Genomic DNA, 20,864 nt, shown 5'->3' with positions numbered 1-20,864 from the left:
TGTATTCTATGTATATTATGCCATCTAGTAACAAACTAATTTGTTTTTTATGAACAAACTAATCTGTACTCTATGTACAAAGTAATGATTTTTAAAAGAATAATTTTGCTAGCAAAAATGATTATATTTTGTACATAAATAGAGGGTTTTAATGGTTTTTAGAAGAAATGGCTATTTTTAGCCTTTTATGCCAAAAATACTGAAAAAATAGGCCGTTTTTGGTGATTTTGTAAATTTTAGGCGCAATAATGCTATAGAAGGGGGGTTATTTCTTCAAAATATTTGAAAGGATATTCTTTAGGTTTTCTTGAGCTGTTTCTTTTGTTGAACGAGTACCTTTTGGCTCTCTTGCTGCTTTGATTTCTGCATTGATCTGTTCTTGAGTAACAGGAACAGTAAGCGATTTTGCTACTGGGCTAAAGTTTGGTTGATAAAATGCAGCCCATCCTTTAATAATGGTTTCTTCCATAATTATATTAATATCAAGCTTCTGATCGTGTAATGCCTTTAATTCATTAATGCGTTTTTTCTTATCAATATTCAGCATGGTGCGTCCTTTTTTACGTTGACGCATACCAATAAACTGATTCCATAGTTTAATAGGCATCCAGTTAGGTACTCTAAATCCATCACTATCAAGCTGGTATTCATTAATGTCTTTAGGAATGGGCAGTCCTTTGACCTGATAAACTAATTTTAAAAGTTTTTCAGCATTTACCCTAAAGTGCATTTTATTGAAGATACCACCCTTTTTAAAATCAAGGACACCAAGATTGGTTAAATAGGTTCTGGCCACTTCATAGCCTCGTCTGGTCACCCCTATTTCTGAAGCTAGGTCTTTACCTGTTTTCCAGAACCAGCCATCACGGTGAGGGGCTTTGCTTTCTACATTTTCAGCCCAATAGAGGAACTTACTTAGCATCCTAAGTGTTGGCTCATGATTATCACACAACTGCCTTAACTCGCTGTAAACAACGAATTCAGTTGATAGGGTAGAACGTATCGAATGAATGTTCATTTAATAAATAGGTCTGGTCTTACATCTTCACGTGAAACAGTACCGTTTGTGGCTTTCTCTATAGAGATTGCTGTTTCAGCAGTAATTTTCCGTCTACGCTTAATCCAACTTGTTACAGTTGATTTATCAAATCCTAGTTTTTTTGCCAGTGCAGTCTGTGTTCCAAAATAAGAAATTGCTTGGTATAAGCCACTTAAACTATATTCATTGGTTTCATTTAAATTATTTCTTTTTTCTTTTGTCATAGCAACCCTTTCTTTAAATGCTTAGTTTACTTATGGTCTACCTATCTTGTCAATTATAGATTATTAAGTGACGACAGGTAAATTTTTTGTGTGTAAGTTTCTTGATAAGTTACCTTGGAGTTTAAAAGTGGAAGCAATTAATTTATCTGAGTGGGTGAAGGCTGCACGTGCTCATAAAAATCTGACCCAAGAAGAACTGGCATTTGAGGCTGGTTTCTCTTCAAAAACAAGCATCTCTGCAATTGAAAGAGGGGTTAATCAACCGACTTTCGAAACAGTTTTAAAAATTGCTGATGTGTGTTCATTTCCATTACCATATCAAAATATAATGTCAGTTGAGACTTCCGAGTCAATCGACGATATCATTCCTTTACCTCTTTATAGAGGGGTCCATACCTCTTTAATTTTAAATTCAAAAGGAATGAATATGGACAAGTCTATTCAGAAATTTTACACACCAACATCTATTTTAAAGAATGCTTCTGTTTTAAAAGAAAATGCGATATGTATTTTACATGAAGGAAATAGTATGCATCCTATTATTCCTGATGATAGCGTAACATTTATTGACACATCATCTACTAATATTATTGAAGGCAAATTATATGCTATTTCATATAATGGATTACTAAGGATTAGAAGGTTGTATTGCTTATCAAATAACTTAATAAAAGTTAACTCATATAATGTTGAAGAATACCCTGATGAACTTATTGAAGCTGAAAAATTATATGTTATAGGTAAGGTGTTTGGTTGGTTTGTTCAAACTAAATAGATTTTTTTTGCAACAAAGAGCTGCTATAGGCAGCTTTTTTTTATATACAATGTTTACTTTTAATCTACTTTAGTTATAATTATAGACATTATAGATTTACATTGTTTATGTTAAATCTTTCTTTAACAATTTAACCCGAATAATTCCGAAGAATACTTATATTCGTTTGGTAATAAGGGAAAGAAGCGCAGTAATGTGCTACGCAACATTCTGGTCGTTGCGTTATCAGGGAATCGTCCGTCTAGGAGTTTCTTAGACAGTTTTAGACAAAAATCTATTACAGGAAACCAGAACCGCCCAACTGCGAAATCCTAAAGCATCGCTTTAGGGGCTTGGCGGCAATAAAGGCAGTCTTCATCCTTTTTAATTATTATTCTTTGAAAGATATTCTATGAAATTTAAATTATTTTCTTTTTTTGTGGGGATAGCTTTATTTTTGACCTCCTCTTTATCTTTTGCTGAAGAGGATATCCTAACAGGGGATACCAGATTATCTTGTGAAGCTATTTTGTGTTTATCCAGTGGTGAGAAACCAAATGAATGCACACCATCGTTGAAACGTTATTTTGATATTCACAAGAAAAAAATGTCTGACACTATAAAAGCACGCAAGGATTTTTTAAGTATCTGCCCATCGAGCAAAGAGGAAGGAATGCCTTCTTTAATCAGCGCGATATCAAAAGGTGCTGGCCGTTGTGATGCAGATGAATTGAATCGGGTCAATCGCAAACTGGTCAAAGTACCTAATCCTGAATATCAGCAATGTGTTTCCAGTAAACGTGGCTCGCGTGTATCTTCTTGTGCGAGTATACCCAGTGTGATCTCGAAATACATTATTCAAAATGCTAGACCATCTTACTGCACTGCGTATTTTAATCATGGATGGACATATAACGTTGATTCTGTGAAATATGTTGGTGATCCATACAATGGTGGTAAGTGGGTCAATCAATAACATAAACAGCCTGATTATTTCAGGCTGTATTTTTTTAAAAAGGCATAATATGAAAGAAGTTCATTTAATTACCCAAGGTAAAGGTGGTGTCGGTAAATCACTTGTTGCCTCCTTTATCGCTCAATACTTAAGAGCCACTAATCAGGATTCATCTGTTCATTGTTTTGATACTGATCCTGTGAATCCAACATTCAGCCGTTATAAAGCATTAGATGTGTCCGTGGTCAATATTCTGAACAACAATAATAATATTGATTCCAGAAACTTTGATGGATTGATTGAACAGCTTGTTGAAACTGATGGCATTGCTGTTGTGGATAATGGAGCGGCGACATTTGTACCTTTGATGTCTTATATGGCTGAAAACTCGGTTGATGCTTTACTGGCAGACAGTGGGGTTGAATTGTATATCCATTCAGTTATTGCGGGTGGCCAAGCACAAAAGGATTGTTTGGATGGGCTGTTTAAAACTGTAAAAAGTGTACAAGCGCATGTGGTAGTGTGGCTTAACCATCATTTTGGACAGATTGAAGAATCAGGAAAATCTTTTTCTGAATTTAAATTTGTAAAGGATCATCGGGACAAGATCATTAAAACCGTTGAGTTATATCCTCGTAATCCTGACACATTTGGCAAAGATATTCATAAGATGACCACGTTAAATCTAACCTTTGATGAAATAGCCAAGCATCCTGATTTCACTATGATGCCACGTCAACGTTTGAAACAGGTAAGAAATGATATATGGGGGCAATTAGCACAAGATGAATTATTCAGCAGAGCAGGGAATCAAGAATGATGATATTGACCATATCATCCAACAAGTGTTTCAGATATCAGGGGTCAAATTAACCGCTGATGACCCAATTGTTGCAGTACTGCTTCTTCAAGAAAAAAATCAGTCTGCCTATTCTTTGGCTCTTCAGGAAGAAACTCAAAAACTCTTGGATGCTGTTTCTGAAATTAAAAAGTATCGGGAGCAGGTTTTAATGGAGCTTATGGGTGAGGCTAAACGCTCTTCTGAACAAGCTGAAGAACAGGTTATTGGTATGGTGAATGCTCATTTATCTGAGTTTAAATACTCTTTAGCTGATAAAAACATAACCTTAAACAAGATTTATCTTTTAATGATAGGAATCATTGGCATATTGATCGGTATGGTTCTACGTTCTCTTTTTTGAGATCAGCTTAGATGTTTATTGATTGACCCGACAAAGGGTCATTTTTATTTTAAGAGGGAATTGAAATGGCTGAATATCTAAATTCCTGCCTGACTGATGAGGATATACAGGAAATTACAGGGTTGGAACAACCAGCAGCACAATGTAGGGCATTGGATAAATTAGGAGTGAAATACTCCAAACGTCGTGATGGTAAACCTCGTACAACATGGCGATTATATGAAGATGCCATTCAGGATAAACAATATGCTTCAGAGCCTGATTTTTCAATCTTCGCAAAGGATGGCCAATATGGGTAAACCACGTACTCAAAATACAGGTCTTCCCCGATACGTCTATCTGAAGCATGGTGCATATTATTATGTGCGTAATAATAAATGGACAAGGCTTGCGAAAAAAGGGGATGAATCGGGTATGTATAAAGCCTTATCTAGCATTACTCTAATGGAAAACCAAAAGCCTGCTATGCTCGGTATCTTTGAAAGATATGAACGTGAAGTGTTACCAACAAAAGCTCAAGGTACCATAAAAGATCAAAAGCATCATCTACAAATCCTCAAAGGTGTATTTGGCAAAATGGATCCAACAGCAATACTACCCAAGCACATTGCTCAATATTTGGATAATAGAGAAGCAAAAATTGCAGCGAATAGAGAAATAGCGTTACTTTCTCATGTATTTAGGAAAGCAATACGCTGGGGGCTAGCAGAAAAAAATCCTTGTTTAGATGTTGAGAAGAATCAGGAAAAACCGAGTGATCGATATATTGCAGATTGGGAGTTTTATGCTGTCTACCAACAGGCTGCTACACATGTTCAAATTTTAATGGACTTAGCTTATATAACAGGTCAAAGACAGGCTGATTTATTAAAAATTAAGCATTCTGATATCTCAGAAGAAGGAATATTTTTTGAGCAAAATAAAACAGGTACAAAGATTATTGTTGTTTGGTCTGATGCTTTACGTGATGTGGTGAATAGAGCCAAAAAAGAGTTTCCCTTTTCATTAGAGTATTTAGTGGTTAACTCCAGAGGGCAAAAATACAGTTCAAGTGGTATACAGACGGCTTGGCAAAGATTGATTGTTGATTGTACAAAAAGAGGCATTATTCAGGAAAGATTTACGTTTAGAGATATCAGAGCAAAGGCTAGGAGTGATGGTGATGATAAGAAATTACTGGGTCACGCTAACCCTGAAGCAATGGCAAAAATTTACCAAAGAAAACCTGTTAAAGTGCAACCTGTTAAGTGATTATATTAGACAACTGTCTAATATAAAAAAAGAGCTAGCTTTTTTATGTAAGCTAACTCATTGTTTTTCTTGGTGGGTCGTGAAGGATTCGAACCTTCGACCAACGGATTAAAAGTCCGTATGTTAATTTTTAACTTGTTGTTTTTATTATGCTTCGCTTCCTGTAAAACAGCGTAAAACAGTATAAAAACGTCACTCAATGTCACATATCTGGCACACGATAATATGCTTAATTATATAAGCATATAACGATATTGTTAACCCAAATCAACCCAAATTCTAAGCAGTAATCTACAATATACTTATCTATAAATTTACATAAAGAAACATCATGAAATGCGAAAATTGCATATACTGGCAAGCTAAATCTGAACACGATAATCGTATGGCTGATCTTGGCTTAAAACTCTGTACAGTGGAAAACCTTTGGACTTATTACCCTAAACAGCATGAATGCCATAATCGAAAATGTGTACCACTTGGTCCCAACCAAAAATAATTAAATAACAGTATGTTAATTAAAAAATAGGCTGCTTTAGTCCCATGATGGGATTACCCTAAAATTACACTTTTACATAATCTGTAAATTGGGAATAATTTACTTATTTTATTAGAAATTAAAATTTAATCTTTTGATAAAAAATTATTATAAAAGTTTTTGTTTTTATTAAAATCATTTTTAAGCTAATCATAATCACAAATTTATGTTATATTCTAAAAAATGTAATTTAACATATTATGAGATAAAAAATGAATAATGACAATAATGAAGGGCATGAATTAAACCTTGATATTTCTATTTATGGTGAGCCATTAGATTTTGTGCAATTATGCAAAGAATATTTAAAGGAGTGGGAATATGTCGGCGAGTCCATGGGCCATGAAATATTTAAAAAAAATAAAGTCTCTATTCATATTGTAAATTTTGGTGATAATTCATGGTGTTCTTCAAATGTAAATACTGATGGTAAGTGCGGAGAGGGATCTATTGATTATGTAAAAGGTATGTTATTTGACTTTAGGAGAGATGTTTTGGAAAATATCCCTTATGATGTTGCTTGTGAATTATACGAACATATAAAAGAATGATTTATATTACACACCCCAGTTTAACAAGTAATAACCCCTAAATTTTAGGGGTTATTTTATTTGGAATTCTTACTTGGCAAAATCAAACACTTTCTCTCTCTGGCTCGATATCTTTTCGGCTAGTTTTAGTGCCTCGCTTGCTTTTTGTCTCATTGCCTCTTTGAACTGATTGTTTTGAGTGATCATCTTCGTTTCTGTCGCCTCCCAACATGTCATGTGGTTGAATACATTTTCCGTTTGATGATTGATCAATTTGCTCATTTTCCTTAACCTCAGTGTTTTTTAGCTTGGCTTCGTGTATTATTGGATCAGCGACAAGATTGATATTCTCAACAATACATTTCCCACTTGGATTACTGATTTTACCCCAGATTTCTTCAACCTCCAATATATTTTTTTCAAGCATATTGAGGTCAGATACTCTATTAAAAAGAGAAGCAGCCTCTTTCCTATCAATAACAAAGCCATGTGAAGGATATGAGGTTGCTAAATCAATTAATGCATTGCCTTTTAAATTACCAGTCTTTTTATTTAGTCTACCACCATAATGCATGGCGATACTCATTGCTCTTTGCATCTCTGCAACTCTATTTGGGTCAATTTGAGTATACAAAGATGATAGCACCCCAGATGCTAGTTTTGCAGCTAAATCCCCAGCTAATCTAGTTGATATGTTGGTATGTGATTTTGTTGCTTTTAATATATTTACAAAGCTACGCTGTGCATGTTCTAAACAGGCTTCTAGAGCTTGTATTGCATCCAGCCCAGACCCGCTTTCATTATATTCATCTTGTTTATGTACTTGAACATCTAATGGCCCAAGCTCCCCCATATCTCCAATAGCCAGATGATGAGCGCCAATGGCAATTAGAGTTCCTGCGCTTTTGCAGTAACTTGGAATAACTATTCTAATTTCATTGTAATAATGTCCTAGCGCCCTTGCTATTCTAAACGCAGCATCTGGATCGCCACCATAAGTGGTGAGAAACATTGTACAGTTTTGCCTATGTTTTATATTGCTCAAGTTATAACTAATTTGTTCGTATAGGTGTCTATGAATCGGGCTATTGATTAACCAATAATCCCTAAATTCGTCTTCTTGATTGATTTTTACTGTATTTGGCATTTAAGTAACCTTTTATCATGAATACATATTTCGTAAATGATAACAGTATATTTAAAATAATCAAATATTTTTTATTTAATTCATTCTGCACATAAAAAATATAAAGCCCCGACATACGAATATGTAAGAGCTTTTGTTTATTATGCTAGAATAGGGTATGAAAAAATTAATCTTACTACCATTACTATTTTTATCTTTTGCTCAGGCTGAAAATTTTGATACGATGTCCTGCAAAAATATTGATGTGCTAAATAAAGTGACATTATGTAGAGCAGAAATGTCGCCAATAACCCTTGATTCCGTAATGAAGAGTGATATCTATCGTATTAAAGTGGGCAGTAATGCAAACTTGGAAATGAACTTAATACCTTTCTTGGTTATAAGTTATACAAAACACGTTATGCAGAATGCACCAATGCCCGTAAATATTACATTATTAGGTTTAGCTAATGAAATTTTATAGTAATTTTTATTTATTTACTTCCCTAAACTCATCAATCACCTGACCATAAACTTGCCATTCTGCTAATTCGTCTCGCTGTTCGTCAGCGATTTTCCCCATTTCTGTATATTCTGTTGAACACTGCTCGAGTAAGTCCCAGCTTTGGGTAGTGGCTTCATTAGGTGCACTGGCGCTGGTGGAGGTAGTGGATTGCTGATGTTTGAGGTTGGCGATTGTTTGGCGCAACCTGTTAAGCTCATTATCAGCATTAGAAACAGCAAGCTTAGTATTTTCTTTTTCATATATTAATTCCTTCTGTTTTTGTGCAAGTTTATCAATTGCATCTTGCTCTTTTTTACGTGCATCTTCTGAAGCTTTAAGAGCTGCTTGTGTTTCAATTTGAATACGTTTAGCATCACTTAAAGCCCATTTCTGGGCTTTATCATGTGAGCCTTTAAGGTATCCGCCCACAACCAAAAATAACGCAGCCAAGGCGATTAAAAGCGGTTTAGTCATAGCTTACTTTCAAATAGTTGTTTCTCTGCTGCGCGTCTACGAGTTAAGCCAGCTAATACTTTACCTTTTGCTTTATTCCAGCGCGGAAACTGATTGGCCGCGCCTTTATAATCACCTTGGTTTAGTAATCGCAATAGGGTAGAGCTTTTCAAATTAGCTTCGCCCAGGTTGTAAGTAAATGAAACAAGTGCATCATATTGATTCTGATTCAATGTTACTTTTACATTACGATTTACAGCATTTTCATAAGTAACAAGTGTATTTTTAAATAGCTCAATTGCACGATCTTTAGTGATTGGCTTATCTCTCATAGTAACTTTAGTGCCGTTTTCATAACGAGTTGAGCCATATCCGATTGTAGGAACGCCCACAGCATCTGAATAAGGGGCTAATTCCAAACCTTCGAATTCAGTAATTAAATTTAGTCCTTTTTGTGATGTTTTCATTTTTAATCCTTATTTTTTAACAATATTTCTACTTGCTTTTTTTAGCCTATTTTCAAAAGTTACACGTTTAGCTGGGTTGTTTTGTTCTTCTGACTTGATTAACTCGTCAGGCTTTGATTTAAATTCGAGTTCGATTAATCCGATGAATTGACCACTTTCTGGTGGCACAGGAGCAAAACAAACATAACTTATTCCTTCCTTCGCCAATTGATCTCCATAATTAGTCTCAGGGATAAGATTTAAACAAGTAATGTTTTTACGGATTAATCTATTGAATGCGATAGCGTTTTCATCAAAATAAAATAAGGGAAAGTCTTCGTTGTAAAAAATTTTATCCTCTTTACCTGATTCGCTTATATAACGATATAAAAGACGTTTTGTATTAGAGCCAACATCAACAACCCAAACTGACGCACTTGCCGCTTTTGAGTTCTTAACAAGAGTAGATATCTCTACATTAAACTTGCTTTCGTCAAAGCGAGCTATAAAGTTCTGTTTATTCTGATCTTGCAAGCGTATCTCAGCCCAATGATCTATATTGATAAAAACAATCGCACAGGCTGTAGAAACCACAATAACAAACGAAATAGCAAAAGCACCCCACCATTTCGACACAACAACTTTAAATAGCTCAGGCAAGCTTTTAATAACTTCCCCTACAGCCTTTATTCTCTCTGGCATCATGTGCGCTTTCTGGGGTTCTAGACCCTCTAAATAAAAATAGCCCCATCAGGGGCAATAAAAAACCACCCGAAGGTGGTGTTGATCTTAATAATGACTATCTATGTTTTTCTTTATATGTGAGAGCCTTTGTATTCTACTGTTAACATATCTATCTATTATTTTATGAAGTGTTATATTTTCTTCATAGGTAAGATGTTTTTGTGCAAACTTCAAAAGCTCTTTTGTATGTTGGTATTGTTTGTTTGCGCTCATGATTCACTACCCCAAGGTTTGCCAATATCACGAGCATCTTCTGCATACATAACAGACATCTTACGAGCCTTACCATTTCTTACAAAAACTCTGTAATCAGCATCACGTACTAAATTAAATGGTATGAGTAGAGTGTTTTTGCTTGGCAATTGCTTGATGCTAAATTCTAAAAACTGCAAGGCTCTATCATAATCCTTGACTAATAAATCTTGATACTTGGGTATCTTAAATTCATTATATAAGTCTCTATAAATAGCTTGATGTTTTTTGCCTGTTTTGCTGGCTAATTGCATCACAGCTTCTTTTATTTGGTATTGCTGTTCTGTGTTTATGGTGTGACTATATGAGCCAGTTTTGCGTATAGATGGCAATACTTCGCTTGTTACCCATTTTTTAAATATATTTGCCGGTGTTCCTGTTTTTATTGCATCGTTAGAACGTAAAACCAATGTATACATTCCTGATTCATTGATGATGTTTGCGTTACCTTGACGACCTAACTTAAAGTTAGACCGTTCATTTTCTTCTAGCACATTCAATGCTTTAGATGGGTTGCTTATTCCTAAAGCTTTGCATATATCAGTTGCAACAAACCATATTTCACCATCTTTGTTTATCGCACGAACAGGAATTTCATTGTTGAAATTGAAGGTTGAGATATTAGACATAATATGCCTCCGGTAATTTTTTCGATTTAAATCCCATAGAATGGGGTGAGCGGTGCTCGAAAACTGTACCAGCCAGCTCCGGGGCATTACTGCTACCCGACACCGCCCATAGTCTTTAGGTTAAGGAGAGAAGACAATGAAACGGAAATAAAAAATCCACGTCAATACAGCCGTGGCACTGCTGGTATAAAGGTTTTCGAGACCTTATAAATAGATTAAGCTAACTTTATATAAATGTCAATAAAAAGACATAAAATCATATGTGGATTGGTTTACATAAATCTAATTTGAATGATTTTCTTTGCTTAATAATGTTACAATTTGTCATTAACATTAATTAAATGGATTAACTAACAATGAAGTTGAATTCACTTACATCATTAAGATTTTTTGCGGCGTTTTTTGTGTTCTTGCATCATTTTCATTTGCAATCTTTCTATATTAATTTTCAGAACAAAAATGAATCGCTTGAAATTTTGTATAAATATATGCATGAAGGGTTTATTGGTGTTACATTTTTTTTTATTTTGTCAGGATTTGTTATTACATATAGTTCACATCAAAGTATGCTGAAAGGCGAATATAAGTCAGGAAAATTTTTATACAATAGATTTGCAAGGCTTTATCCAGTACATTTGCTAACGTTGCTTATTGCAATAGTAGCGTACAAATACATGTATGCATTTTCATTTAATCCATCAAATATCAAAGCATTAATAGCGAACATCTTCCTTGTACAAAGCTGGATACCTGACCCAAATTACTTTTGGAGCTATAACGGCGTGAGCTGGAGCTTGTCTTGTGAATTGTTTTTTTATATTTCATTTACATTGTTTGTTTTGCTTAACAATAAACAACTATTTACAGTATATGCCGCAATTTTAATCACAATTATAATTTCTTTAATTTATATAGAGCCATTAGAAGGATTTGCCTGGATTTTTTATATCAACCCGACTTTTAGGATTGTCGATTTCATCTCTGGAATATTTCTATGTAGGTTATTTTTGTCTGAAAAAATACATATACCTCAAAAATACGCAACAATATTTGAGGTTTTAAGTATCTTTTTATTATTTGTGTTTATTGTGTATGGAGTCAATAATCTTAATTATGACTTACGAGGAGGAATATATTATATTGCTCCAATGTCTTTTATAGTTTTTATTTTTGCGTATGGGAAAGGGGTGTTGTCTAAGCTAATCTGTCTAAAACCCTTTGTGATTTTAGGGGAAGCATCTTTTAGTTTATACATGATTCATCAGATTATCATTAATATTTCATATAAGTATTTTGTTGAGTATTTGGATGCAAATAGATTAGAAAATGTAATTTTTTTTGTTTCTGTCGTTTTAATTTTTACTCTGACTGCTTCTTATGTAATGTACAAATTCTATGAGAAACCTCTAAACAATTTTTTAAGAAAAGCAAATCCATTTTAAAAGTAGCCAGCTTAACGCTGGCTATCTTTATGGTTTTTCTGGCCAATTTATTTCATCAAAAGAAAAGCTAATATTGTTTAATGTTACTCTGTACATTTTCCATTGTTTTAATAACACCTCTGTTTTTTTTGCGTCCTCTTGCATATTAAGATCAATTTCATCTTGCAACATATTTATTTTCAATGTTGCATCATCGATCAACTCTTTTTGTTTTAATTTGTTTTGTTGTAATATTTCATCTTTAGACTGCTTAGGCTCTACTGCGACAGGAAACCCGTTTTCATCTGCAACAATTTGAAAACCATTTGCTTGTTTTTTTAAAAGATCATTCCATTTTTTGATTGAAATTTCAACAGAATCAATTGGTGGATTTTCATCATAAAACCCTTTTGTTTTTGCGTTATAAAATATCATTTGTAGCTCCCTATAACTAACCAAGATGCCGTGATTGTTGCGCCAGCAGTTGAGTTTGGCGCGCGCGCATAAGCACGAAATTGAGTTTCACTTACTGCTTGTGCACCGGTTGCACAACAAGCCGATGCATCAGATACTGTTGATGTTACTGAAATAGATCGAACTTCTTTAAATGCAATAGGGAATGTAACAATTGAGAGTCCATTGTTAATTGTTACCGAACCCCACTGCATCATAAATCCAGACGGAAGCTTTTGATATCCTGTTTGACCGCTTACAATTGCTTCAAAAAAACTCATATCAGGCACTTGATCTGCTCCGCTTCCAATGTTTATAAATGCGGCCGTGCCTAAGTTTGGCGTTAATAAATTGATTGAGTCAGCATAGTAAACTATCTCATACCATTCACCATTTTTAAGTTCTCCTCCAATTAACGGCAACCCATTGAATAAAAGCTGTTTATTAATTGTTAAAGCGCCTGCTGAAATAGTGATGTTAACATCACCTGTATTTTTTGCTGACGCTTTAAATAAAATCTTTGCTCCTGCATATAATGAGGGGCTTATATCGTAGTCGCCTAAAAAACGTGTTAAAGTATAATTATTGCCAGAGTTTGTGCAATCCCAAGTTTGAGCGGTCATTGAATGAATATTGACTGCTTTGCTTAATTGAGTAAGATCATCATTAGTTAAAACTGTAGGTGTTTGTCCTGAATTTGTTATTGTGTTGAGCAGTTCTTTGATTGGGTTATTAAAAGCCTGATCTGTTGGTCTTGTTAGCTCTTCTGGTGCATTGTCTGCGATATCACCATTGGTTGCTATAAATGTGCCAAAATTTTTCATTTAGTTCTCCATGTACATGGTTCTGCTGTAGTGGTAAACAGCAACAGTGTTTGCTGGCTTAATCTTATTGATTAAGCACTCTAAAATTGTAGGCCTTGCTTGGCCATCTAATAAATAATCGCCATCTAGTGGGTATTCGCCATCGAAGCTGTTTTCATCTTCATAGTTGATATAAACATCAAAAGTAAAACGATCTGATTTGTTTGTTGAAAATGGTGCAGCGTCAAAGCTTGCGCCGCCATCAAAAGCATTGTTTAGAATGTTGCTTGATTTCCTTCTTGGGATGATCTTTACATCAAAACCTGTTAACTCTTTGATAACCTGCTCAATTTCATCTGTGGTTATAATAGGCTTTCTTCTGATTCGATAAACAACTTGAAGCCTTCTTTGATCTAATGTTTGCGAGAAGTAAATCGTGCAATGGTCAGGTAATCCGCAAGACTCTTCCCATGCACTAATTAAATCTTCTGTTGTGAATGGGTTTAGTTCTTTTTTGAGGTAGGCTATATATTTAAGTAATAAAGCCACCATTGCCCCAAAAGCCGCGCTTACGGCATAGTTGCTCGTATTAACTACGCCGAACGCTTCCCAAATTCTACCCTTTGGCAAATGGTCATTAACAATATATTGGCCGTCTTTGTATTCATCTTTTAAAATAACAGGTTCAAATTTTAAAGCCATGTCACCCCCCCATAAACCGCCAAAGTTCCTGATTGAGCGAGGATATCTCCTGTTGAATTAGTAAATGTTTTATCTATTTCTCCCGCAACGGATGCGGAAGCAATCGCAGCGTCCTGCATTTGTTGTGAGAACCCTTCTTCAAAATCAATAAAGTCTTGCATATATGCTTGCAATTCAGACTCAATGGCGTTTCTCATTTCTGGCGTATCAGGCACAAGATTGCTAATTGTGAACACCACTTCATTTTTTATTGGCGCAAAGACAAAAATATCTTCATCAATGGTATGTGCTGGTTTTTTGCCGTATTGAATGATTGATTGTTTTGTTTGCTCAATTAAAGTATTGTTTGGGAAAATATCCAAATCATTGTCGCGAACAAAATAAACACATACTTGACCTGGCTGCGGTTTATATCCTGCTTGACCTTCTGTGCCACCTGAAATAAGATATTTAGGTTCAACAACCCAAACACGCGTATTGCCTGTAATTCTTTTTGCTGCTTGGATGATTTGACCGCTTGTAAATACCCCCTCTAAAAGATTTCTAATTTCAATCAAACGCGCCGCATATTCGTCATCTGTTTCTTGATCGGCGCCACCAACTAAGCCATCTGGTAGGGTGTAGGCTTCATAGTCACCAGACAAGGCAATATTGCCTGATATATTGGCAGATAAGCCTGTTTCGTTTGTTTCGGCCTGCACGATATTACTGAGACTTGAAGCGGTGCCACTGGCAGCAGATGCAGGGTTGTTGTTTTGAATTTGATATTGAAAACTTAAATCATCAGATTGGACAATCCTAAAATCACCATTGAAATCAGCGTTCCCTGTGACAATCGTTACAAGACCACCTACAGGCAAATAGTGCCTTGTCGATGTATTGACCGTAACCAAGCCATCCATTGCATTTGCGCTGACAATATCAATGTTTCTTGTGCCAATAGTGACTGTGTTTTTGGTGCGAATAATGGCACTTGCTGCGGTAAATTCTGTACCGATTGGAACAGTCGTTCCTGAGTTGGCATAAATCACAATATTGCCACTGGCAACAGATGCAGGATTTCTTTGCGTTTCTTCTTGCTTGCCATGAAACTCATCTAATACATTGCCTTTTGCGAATTGGACAAAAGCATTATTAAAAGCATCTTCTACAAGATAAGTAGAAGGAAAAACAGCCGCAGCAGCAGAACGTAAAAGATTGGTGATAAAAGAACCATAAACACTAGCATCAAGAGAAGGGGCAAGCTGTTTTAATCTCGCTTGCCCCTGTTTTTCATAATCTGAAATGTTTAATTTTCTGAACGGTAATTCAGCCATAATTGTAAGCCCTTCTTTGTGTGCGTCTCCACAGGTACGAATAATCATTTCCTATGGGGTCACTTCTTCCTGTGATTTTTGCCGAAACAAAAACATCCTGACTTTTTAGATTGACACCAACCTCTACTTTTCGCGCAAGCCCATCTTCTGTCATCCAATCAAATGATCTTTGTGCATACTCTTTGATATTGCCGATCAGACCACTTGTAATCTTGGCGTTTTCCAACCCCCACAACTTAGAGCCAAGCTCCCTGTTTGGCGTCAGGACATTACCAAACCAGCCACCACGATCAATGGGGATTCTTAAATCAGATTCGTCAATGCGCTGATCTGTAAATAGACTCACCAAAATAGCCGATTCCATCCCCTGAACAGGCACAAGGTCATTGTTTTGAACAGAGAGGACAAACAGGCCATCTTGATTCATTTCATGGCATAAGTCTTGCATCATTGCGGGGTTCCTGTGATTGTTCCGTTTTCAGGGTGAACATGATCATTAAAATTGACAACAGGTGTTTCTAGGTCTTGCGCGGTTACTTTACCTAAAGTTTCAAAATCACCTTCTAACTGATTTACTTTGCCTTTTATGTCAATTTCGCCATTGTTTTTGAAATGTATAAAGCAGCCTGACAAATAATTGCCTATAACAATTTCACCTTCTTCTGGTGTGGGTAAAGAGCCTTTATTTAAACTGTCCGCAATACCTACAACATCCGATTCATTGTCATTAACTGGCAATAGAATCACAATTGAACCGCTCGGAGCCTTTGAGATCACACCATAAGGGGCGATTTGAGCAAATGCGACACCCTCACGCCCTTGCCCTGAGCATTCACTATCAGACTGACCTGTTGCATTTGATTTGGTTAATTGTGCGTATTTAGCTGCCATTTTTTTTACCTGACTTTTTAACCTTCTTGGTTTTTGAACATAATTTCTCATACTTGGCATCTATATCAACCACTTGATAAGCTTCTTTTGGTGCTAGTGATAAATTGACTTTTGTGCCATCAAGATCAAAATCAACATCAAATGATTTGATGATGAATTTACCTGCTATGTCTCGTCTTTCGTCATTAATTTGAATAAGTTGACCAAGTTTGATTAGTTGGTTGGATGGGGTTAAAAAAGAGGCAAGGGTACAGTCATAAACATAAGCCTGTGCTTTTCTGTAATTGACCTCATCAACGGCTCTTTGTTGCAACTCTTTGCCTGTCATATTCTCTTTGGCTTTGATTTCTAAATATCGGCTTTCTCTGGCATCCAAATCAAAATGTTGCCCTGTTAAGTCAATAAAATCAGCAGCGTTATCACTGGTTGCTGAAAAACCCAATGATTTTTGACCACGTATTTTTACCTGGTTAAAAAGTTTTCTTAGATCAATATCAAAGCTGGCGCCAAGAACATTATTGATTTTCGTACCTTGTAAAAGATAATTTAAACTCAAATCTGTTTCCTGCTCTCCAGCCCTCATAATCACAAGGTTTGAGTCTTCATCTGTTACCAACCAAACCTGTAATTTTGTGGCTAACTTGGTCAAAAAAGCCATGCAACGCTCGCCAACATCGGCGGTTTTTTGAGCAGTAACTTTTTTGTCTCCAATTTTATCTTGAGTTAAATCAATGACTTTTATATCTAAGCCAATTGATGAGATCACAAGCTCACACATTTGCTTGAGTGTTAGACTGCCTTTGGTGTTTTTAACCTTGTCTGGTACACATGAATCAATCAAATCACAGGTTTTATCTTCTCCTGAGATTTCTATTGTGCTGCCATCTAACGAACCTTTATCGCTTAGTTTATTCACCCATCCAGTAAAAACGATATTGTCCCCAAGCATGATTTTGATCTCATCGTTACCACGAACAGGTAAATCAATAGGAAAAGTATTGGTGACGGTCAACGAAAAACGACCGCAATTACTTTCTATTGATCGACCAAAACGAAAACTTTCCCATTTATCATAAATGGCATTGTTGACCATCACAGACCACTTCATATTAACTTTCTGAGTATTTTTATCTGACCTTTTAAGTGATAAGGCTCACGATTATTGATGTTGTACATAATACGACTTATATTCAACAAGTCTTGTTCTGTCTTAATGACTTCAGCACTACTCAAATAAGCAGCATTTAAAACAGATGTACCCCAATAAACACGAACCAAACCATAATCGATCTTGTACAAAACAACATCGTCTTGTTCGCTGGCAATCAATGAAACGATTCTGAGTTTTTCAAAGTCTGTCCATACGTCCTTTTGTGTTATTAAAGAAACATCTTGATTGACACCTGACTGTAAACGCTGACCTTGAATGATGTTTTGTAAGCCATGAATAACATTAAGATATTCATTCTCTAAAATATTCTTAATATTACTTAGTTCTTCTTCGGTATCAAATTTACTTGTTGCCAACAAAGAGTATGCAATGATCAACATCATTAATCTTGAATAAGAAACAACAAGTGATCTTTGTTCGTTCCGCTCAATACGGCTTTCTGTCGTTTCAGGCCAGAAATTGATATTGTAAAATTGATTGTCTTGCGGGTTTTTAATAGCAACTTCACTAATGGGCAAACGAGAGGAAAAGCTGTTACTTTCGTCAACAAGGTTTTGTATTAAACTATTTGTGTTTGAGCCAATTAAACCAGTGAATAAGGCATTAAACGCATTACTCAATTTAGAACCAAGTAACGAGCCATTATCAACCAGTCTATCCAAATCGCCCGCAATATTGTCAATTTGTCTGAGCAATGCGCCATACTCATCGCCAATCACATTTTTTGCCAAACGTCTGGCGACATTAAGCATGGCATTGATATCAAATATTTTTATTGATTTGGCGAAAATATCAGCGCTTGTCTTAAACCGCTCGCCGAACACACTGGATAAACTGCCCATAGACAATTCATTTAGGCCAAGCACAGAAAACAAATCAAAGCTTTCTTCAACAAACCCTGCGTTTTCTCTTGAAATAGAAAATTCTATGGTAAATGGTATGTTTTCGGCATCAACATAAGGCAATACTGAAGCTGAGCCTTGACCGCATGTCGCCATGCGTACGCCAAAAAAGGGTAAGACTAACTTGCCTGCGCCTTCTTCATTGCATGCGTTGATTAATGCGTTGATTTGGTCTTTTGCGTCTTCGCCAATCACATAGCCTGATATGGTGAAGTTTTCAGGAAATCCCCCTGTATCTTCTGAGTATTGCTCATTGGTGTTGGGGTATTCATGATTGACAATTCTGCGCCCAAATTGGGTAAGCTCTTCCGATTCAACATAAAAAGGGATGCCCTTAAAACTGGCATCAAGTAAAAAATCATAGGCGCTCATCGTCCTTGTTCCCCCAAACTGGCACCTGCCACACTCAAACGAGAGGCTGCCGAATCAATCCTATTGGCTGCATTGGTTAAAGCTTGCGCTGCTGCGGTTTGCGCTTGTGCGGCCTTTGTTTGATTATCCCCAGCTTGCAATTGCTTTTGTGCGGCCTGATTGGATAATTCAGCAGCTTGTTTTTGTGCATTGGCTGTGTCTGCTGTTTTGGCCTGCGGCACACCTGCGGTTGCTCTGGCTTCATTAACTTGAGTATTGATGCTGTCTAAATCAACTTTAGCTTGCGCCAAGCGTTTTAAATCTTTGTCTAAGTTATTACTGTAAACGCTGATTTTGTCTAAAACATCATTGCCCAATTGATCAAATGTTTGTTTTACCCCACTAAAATCACCTGATTTGAACTTTTGAAAGGCTTCATATAAAGCAATTAAGGTAGTAATGGCAATATCGCCAAAGGTGACAATTGTGCCCAAACCAATGCCAATAAAAGTAAACACAGCATTCAAGCCAAATCCCGCCAAGGCCAAAAGATTGGTTTCTCCTGTCAATCCGCTAATGGTTTGGCCTAAAGGCTCAAAGGCACCTCTTAACGTTTCTGAGTTTTCCCAAGCTTGCTGTAACACAAACACAACTAAGGCAATTTTACCTATCATCAGTGTTAATGGACTGGTCACCAAAAACAAAGCCGCCGCCAAACCGCCAGCAGCCACACCAGCCACCGCCAAAGAGGTGGCGAAATCAACAATTGCAGGGTTTTCTTTGGCGAAGTTAATTACGGCCTCAAGTGGCTTAGATACTTTGGTAAAGAATTTATCTGCTGAAGTACCAATTAAGGTTTTAAAGCCATTTTTTAAGCGATTAATGCTGGCGGTTAAGGATTTATTTTGCAGCTCATATGCAGCTTCTAAAGCTGCAGCATGTTCTGTTTTATTATTGGCAAGTTCTAAGTTTTTTTCATAAATACTGAATGCTGCGCCACCCCTTGCCAATTCATCCGCAAACCCTAAACCGAATATTTCGCCTAATTTTTCAGCCTGACCTAATTTACCTAGCTTTTCTGTTGCCTGAATAACCTGAAACACAGTACCAATCACATCTGTTTCAACGTCTTTTCTAAACTGTGCAGGGTTCAAGCCAAGCTCAGCCAGACCTTTTTTATCTCCAGCTAAATTCACTAAAGACATTTGTGCGCTGTTTAATGCCCTTGATGCTGTTTCCGCAGGGATGCCGATTGCTTCAAATGATGCGCCAGCCGCAATAATGGATTCTTTAGAAGCCCCTAAAACCGCATTTAAAGCGGAAGCCCGCGCTGAAAAGTTAGCAAGATATGCTTCGCTTGATTCACCTCTGTCCGCCACATAAGAAATCGCCGCCGCAAAATCAAGCAATCCTTTTTGCTGTGTCTCATAGTCCTGACCTGCAAAGAATGAGTTTCGCAACGTGGTAATGGCTTTGGACGCTTCATCAGTTGACATGTCAAACGCAACCGCAATTTTTGTTGCGTCTTCTACGTTGTTGGCAAGGTTTTCGATGGCAATCCCTGCTTTGGCTGCATCGGCCATCATGGTAATGATAGAAGATGAACTTTGACCTGTTTTTGATTCCAGTTCTGCTGCTTGATTTTTAAGTTTATCAAGTGCTTCGCCCTCTAAATCTGTGGCTTTTGCTAAAGCAGTGACAGCTTGATCTAATTCGAGCGCAGCATTTAAGCCAGCAGCAAGATATACACCACCACCCAAAGCGGAGCCTGCGCCCTGAAAAGCAGATAAGCCGCCCCCCTTAGCTGATGCAGCCCTAACAGCTCCACCTGATACACCCGCGCCAGCAGATTTAACTGCAACTGATTGCGCGTGTTTTTGTAGATTTTTAAGCTTTTGATGTGCTAGACGTGTATCAACATTGATCTTGGTTGGCTTGGCAAGCCTGCCTGTCATTTTGTCTATCTGTTTGATCAGGTTTAAGGCTTTACGCAATGCAGGTGTCAGCATGTCCTTTGCGCTGATTTGATATTGTATTGCGTAGTTACTCATTTTTAATTAACCTTTTGGCCTGATCAATACTTAACTTGCCTTTGTTGTCATTTAAGCTCTTGTAAAACTTAAATGAAGACAATATGTGTTCTGCGGGCATGTCCATCACATCACGATAGGTCATCGCCCCATCAGAATTAGTGGCTAGAAATAAG

The 20,864-nt window shown here is 36.5% G+C and carries 25 protein-coding genes; 9 read left to right on the top strand and 16 right to left on the bottom strand.

Going from position 1 to position 20,864, the window contains the following annotated elements; translation table 11 throughout:
* Window positions 1–265: 265 nt before the first annotated feature.
* Together AADH04_RS05785 and AADH04_RS05780 are read right to left on the bottom strand one after the other, a co-directional pair.
* Window positions 266–1,018, bottom strand: a complete 753-nt coding sequence (locus AADH04_RS05785) for a hypothetical protein (RefSeq protein ID WP_434779298.1) — start codon at window positions 1,016–1,018, stop codon at window positions 266–268.
* Window positions 1,015–1,263, bottom strand: a complete 249-nt coding sequence (locus tag AADH04_RS05780; protein ID WP_434779297.1) for a transcriptional regulator — start codon at window positions 1,261–1,263, stop codon at window positions 1,015–1,017. The genes AADH04_RS05785 and AADH04_RS05780 overlap by 4 nt, the downstream gene beginning before the upstream one ends.
* A 127-nt stretch (window positions 1,264–1,390) precedes the next feature.
* On the opposite strand from AADH04_RS05780, the gene AADH04_RS05775 reads away from it, so the two are divergent.
* The 7 genes from AADH04_RS05775 to AADH04_RS05745 all read left to right on the top strand — a co-directional run bounded on the left by AADH04_RS05775 (window position 1,391) and on the right by AADH04_RS05745 (window position 6,514).
* Complete coding sequence (locus AADH04_RS05775; RefSeq protein ID WP_434779296.1) at window positions 1,391–2,038, top strand: XRE family transcriptional regulator; 648 nt, start codon at window positions 1,391–1,393, stop codon at window positions 2,036–2,038.
* A gap of 391 nt (window positions 2,039–2,429) precedes the next feature.
* On the top strand, window positions 2,430–2,993 hold the full coding sequence (locus tag AADH04_RS05770; protein WP_434779295.1) for a TrbM/KikA/MpfK family conjugal transfer protein: 564 nt from the start codon (window positions 2,430–2,432) through the stop codon (window positions 2,991–2,993).
* Between the two features lie 49 nt (window positions 2,994–3,042).
* Window positions 3,043–3,792 (top strand): conjugal transfer protein TraL, encoded by a 750-nt coding sequence (locus AADH04_RS05765; RefSeq protein WP_434779294.1) that lies wholly within the window; start codon window positions 3,043–3,045, stop codon window positions 3,790–3,792.
* Window positions 3,758–4,174, top strand: a complete 417-nt coding sequence (locus AADH04_RS05760) for a hypothetical protein (RefSeq protein WP_434779293.1) — start codon at window positions 3,758–3,760, stop codon at window positions 4,172–4,174. The genes AADH04_RS05765 and AADH04_RS05760 overlap by 35 nt, the downstream gene beginning before the upstream one ends.
* Before the next feature lie 65 nt (window positions 4,175–4,239).
* Window positions 4,240–4,473 carry a DUF4224 domain-containing protein gene (locus AADH04_RS05755; RefSeq protein WP_434776831.1) on the top strand — a complete coding sequence of 78 codons (234 nt, stop codon included), beginning with the start codon at window positions 4,240–4,242 and terminating at the stop codon, window positions 4,471–4,473.
* Complete coding sequence (locus AADH04_RS05750; RefSeq protein ID WP_434779292.1) at window positions 4,466–5,425, top strand: tyrosine-type recombinase/integrase; 960 nt, start codon at window positions 4,466–4,468, stop codon at window positions 5,423–5,425. The genes AADH04_RS05755 and AADH04_RS05750 overlap by 8 nt, the downstream gene beginning before the upstream one ends.
* Window positions 5,426–6,175: 750 nt before the next feature.
* Window positions 6,176–6,514, top strand: coding sequence for a hypothetical protein (locus AADH04_RS05745; protein ID WP_434779291.1), 339 nt, complete (start codon window positions 6,176–6,178; stop codon window positions 6,512–6,514).
* Between the two features lie 82 nt (window positions 6,515–6,596).
* Here AADH04_RS05745 and AADH04_RS05740 read toward each other — a convergent pair whose 3' ends face one another.
* On the bottom strand, window positions 6,597–7,640 hold the full coding sequence (locus tag AADH04_RS05740; RefSeq protein ID WP_434779290.1) for an SDH family Clp fold serine proteinase: 1,044 nt from the start codon (window positions 7,638–7,640) through the stop codon (window positions 6,597–6,599).
* Window positions 7,641–7,797: 157 nt separating this feature from the next.
* Between AADH04_RS05740 and AADH04_RS05735 the strand changes: the two genes are divergently transcribed.
* The gene (locus AADH04_RS05735; protein WP_434779289.1) at window positions 7,798–8,103 is read left to right on the top strand and encodes a hypothetical protein; all 306 of its coding nucleotides are present in this window, start codon (window positions 7,798–7,800) and stop codon (window positions 8,101–8,103) included.
* A 6-nt stretch (window positions 8,104–8,109) separates the two neighbouring features.
* On the opposite strand, the gene AADH04_RS05730 is transcribed toward AADH04_RS05735, so the two are convergent.
* The 4 genes from AADH04_RS05730 to AADH04_RS05715 all read right to left on the bottom strand — a co-directional run bounded on the left by AADH04_RS05730 (window position 8,110) and on the right by AADH04_RS05715 (window position 10,648).
* Window positions 8,110–8,598 carry a DUF2514 family protein gene (locus tag AADH04_RS05730; RefSeq protein WP_434779288.1) on the bottom strand — a complete coding sequence of 163 codons (489 nt, stop codon included), beginning with the start codon at window positions 8,596–8,598 and terminating at the stop codon, window positions 8,110–8,112.
* Window positions 8,595–9,044 carry a lysozyme gene (locus tag AADH04_RS05725; protein ID WP_434779287.1) on the bottom strand — a complete coding sequence of 150 codons (450 nt, stop codon included), beginning with the start codon at window positions 9,042–9,044 and terminating at the stop codon, window positions 8,595–8,597. Before AADH04_RS05725 ends, AADH04_RS05730 begins: the two co-directional genes overlap by 4 nt.
* A gap of 9 nt (window positions 9,045–9,053) precedes the next feature.
* Window positions 9,054–9,728, bottom strand: a complete 675-nt coding sequence (locus tag AADH04_RS05720) for a hypothetical protein (RefSeq protein ID WP_434779286.1) — start codon at window positions 9,726–9,728, stop codon at window positions 9,054–9,056.
* 248 nt (window positions 9,729–9,976) lie between these two features.
* On the bottom strand, window positions 9,977–10,648 hold the full coding sequence (locus AADH04_RS05715; protein WP_434779285.1) for a BRO family protein: 672 nt from the start codon (window positions 10,646–10,648) through the stop codon (window positions 9,977–9,979).
* Between the two features lie 356 nt (window positions 10,649–11,004).
* On the opposite strand from AADH04_RS05715, the gene AADH04_RS05710 reads away from it, so the two are divergent.
* Window positions 11,005–12,090, top strand: a complete 1,086-nt coding sequence (locus AADH04_RS05710) for an acyltransferase family protein (protein ID WP_434779284.1) — start codon at window positions 11,005–11,007, stop codon at window positions 12,088–12,090.
* Between the two features lie 27 nt (window positions 12,091–12,117).
* Here AADH04_RS05710 and AADH04_RS05705 read toward each other — a convergent pair whose 3' ends face one another.
* Genes AADH04_RS05705 through AADH04_RS05665 form a run of 9 tightly spaced genes read right to left on the bottom strand, consistent with a single transcriptional unit; the run spans window position 12,118 to window position 20,709 of the window.
* Window positions 12,118–12,504, bottom strand: coding sequence for a tail fiber assembly protein (locus AADH04_RS05705; protein ID WP_434779283.1), 387 nt, complete (start codon window positions 12,502–12,504; stop codon window positions 12,118–12,120).
* Window positions 12,501–13,346: a gp53-like domain-containing protein gene (locus AADH04_RS05700; protein ID WP_434779282.1), complete on the bottom strand. Its 846-nt coding sequence runs from the start codon at window positions 13,344–13,346 to the stop codon at window positions 12,501–12,503. Before AADH04_RS05700 ends, AADH04_RS05705 begins: the two co-directional genes overlap by 4 nt.
* Entirely contained in the window at window positions 13,347–14,027 is a 681-nt protein-coding gene (locus AADH04_RS05695; RefSeq protein ID WP_434779281.1) for a putative phage tail protein, read from the bottom strand. It abuts the gene before it with no gap.
* The gene (locus AADH04_RS05690) at window positions 14,018–15,343 is read right to left on the bottom strand and encodes a baseplate J/gp47 family protein (RefSeq protein ID WP_434779280.1); all 1,326 of its coding nucleotides are present in this window, start codon (window positions 15,341–15,343) and stop codon (window positions 14,018–14,020) included. Before AADH04_RS05690 ends, AADH04_RS05695 begins: the two co-directional genes overlap by 10 nt.
* Window positions 15,336–15,791: a phage GP46 family protein gene (locus tag AADH04_RS05685; RefSeq protein WP_434779279.1), complete on the bottom strand. Its 456-nt coding sequence runs from the start codon at window positions 15,789–15,791 to the stop codon at window positions 15,336–15,338. Before AADH04_RS05685 ends, AADH04_RS05690 begins: the two co-directional genes overlap by 8 nt.
* Window positions 15,791–16,234 carry a hypothetical protein gene (locus tag AADH04_RS05680; protein WP_434779278.1) on the bottom strand — a complete coding sequence of 148 codons (444 nt, stop codon included), beginning with the start codon at window positions 16,232–16,234 and terminating at the stop codon, window positions 15,791–15,793. The genes AADH04_RS05685 and AADH04_RS05680 overlap by 1 nt, the downstream gene beginning before the upstream one ends.
* Entirely contained in the window at window positions 16,224–17,342 is a 1,119-nt protein-coding gene (locus AADH04_RS05675; RefSeq protein WP_434779277.1) for a phage baseplate assembly protein, read from the bottom strand. Before AADH04_RS05675 ends, AADH04_RS05680 begins: the two co-directional genes overlap by 11 nt.
* The gene (locus AADH04_RS05670) at window positions 17,339–18,679 is read right to left on the bottom strand and encodes a DNA circularization N-terminal domain-containing protein (RefSeq protein WP_434779276.1); all 1,341 of its coding nucleotides are present in this window, start codon (window positions 18,677–18,679) and stop codon (window positions 17,339–17,341) included. Before AADH04_RS05670 ends, AADH04_RS05675 begins: the two co-directional genes overlap by 4 nt.
* A complete protein-coding gene (locus tag AADH04_RS05665; protein WP_434779275.1) occupies window positions 18,676–20,709 on the bottom strand; it encodes a phage tail tape measure protein in 2,034 nt (677 codons plus the stop codon). Before AADH04_RS05665 ends, AADH04_RS05670 begins: the two co-directional genes overlap by 4 nt.
* Window positions 20,710–20,864: the final 155 nt, after the last annotated feature.

It is taken from the genome of Neisseria sp. Ec49-e6-T10 (genome assembly GCF_051132615.1).
GTDB lineage: Bacteria > Pseudomonadota > Gammaproteobacteria > Burkholderiales > Neisseriaceae.
The sequence above is the reverse complement of the archived record's forward strand: the minus strand, read 5'-3'. Positions and strand labels throughout refer to the sequence as shown.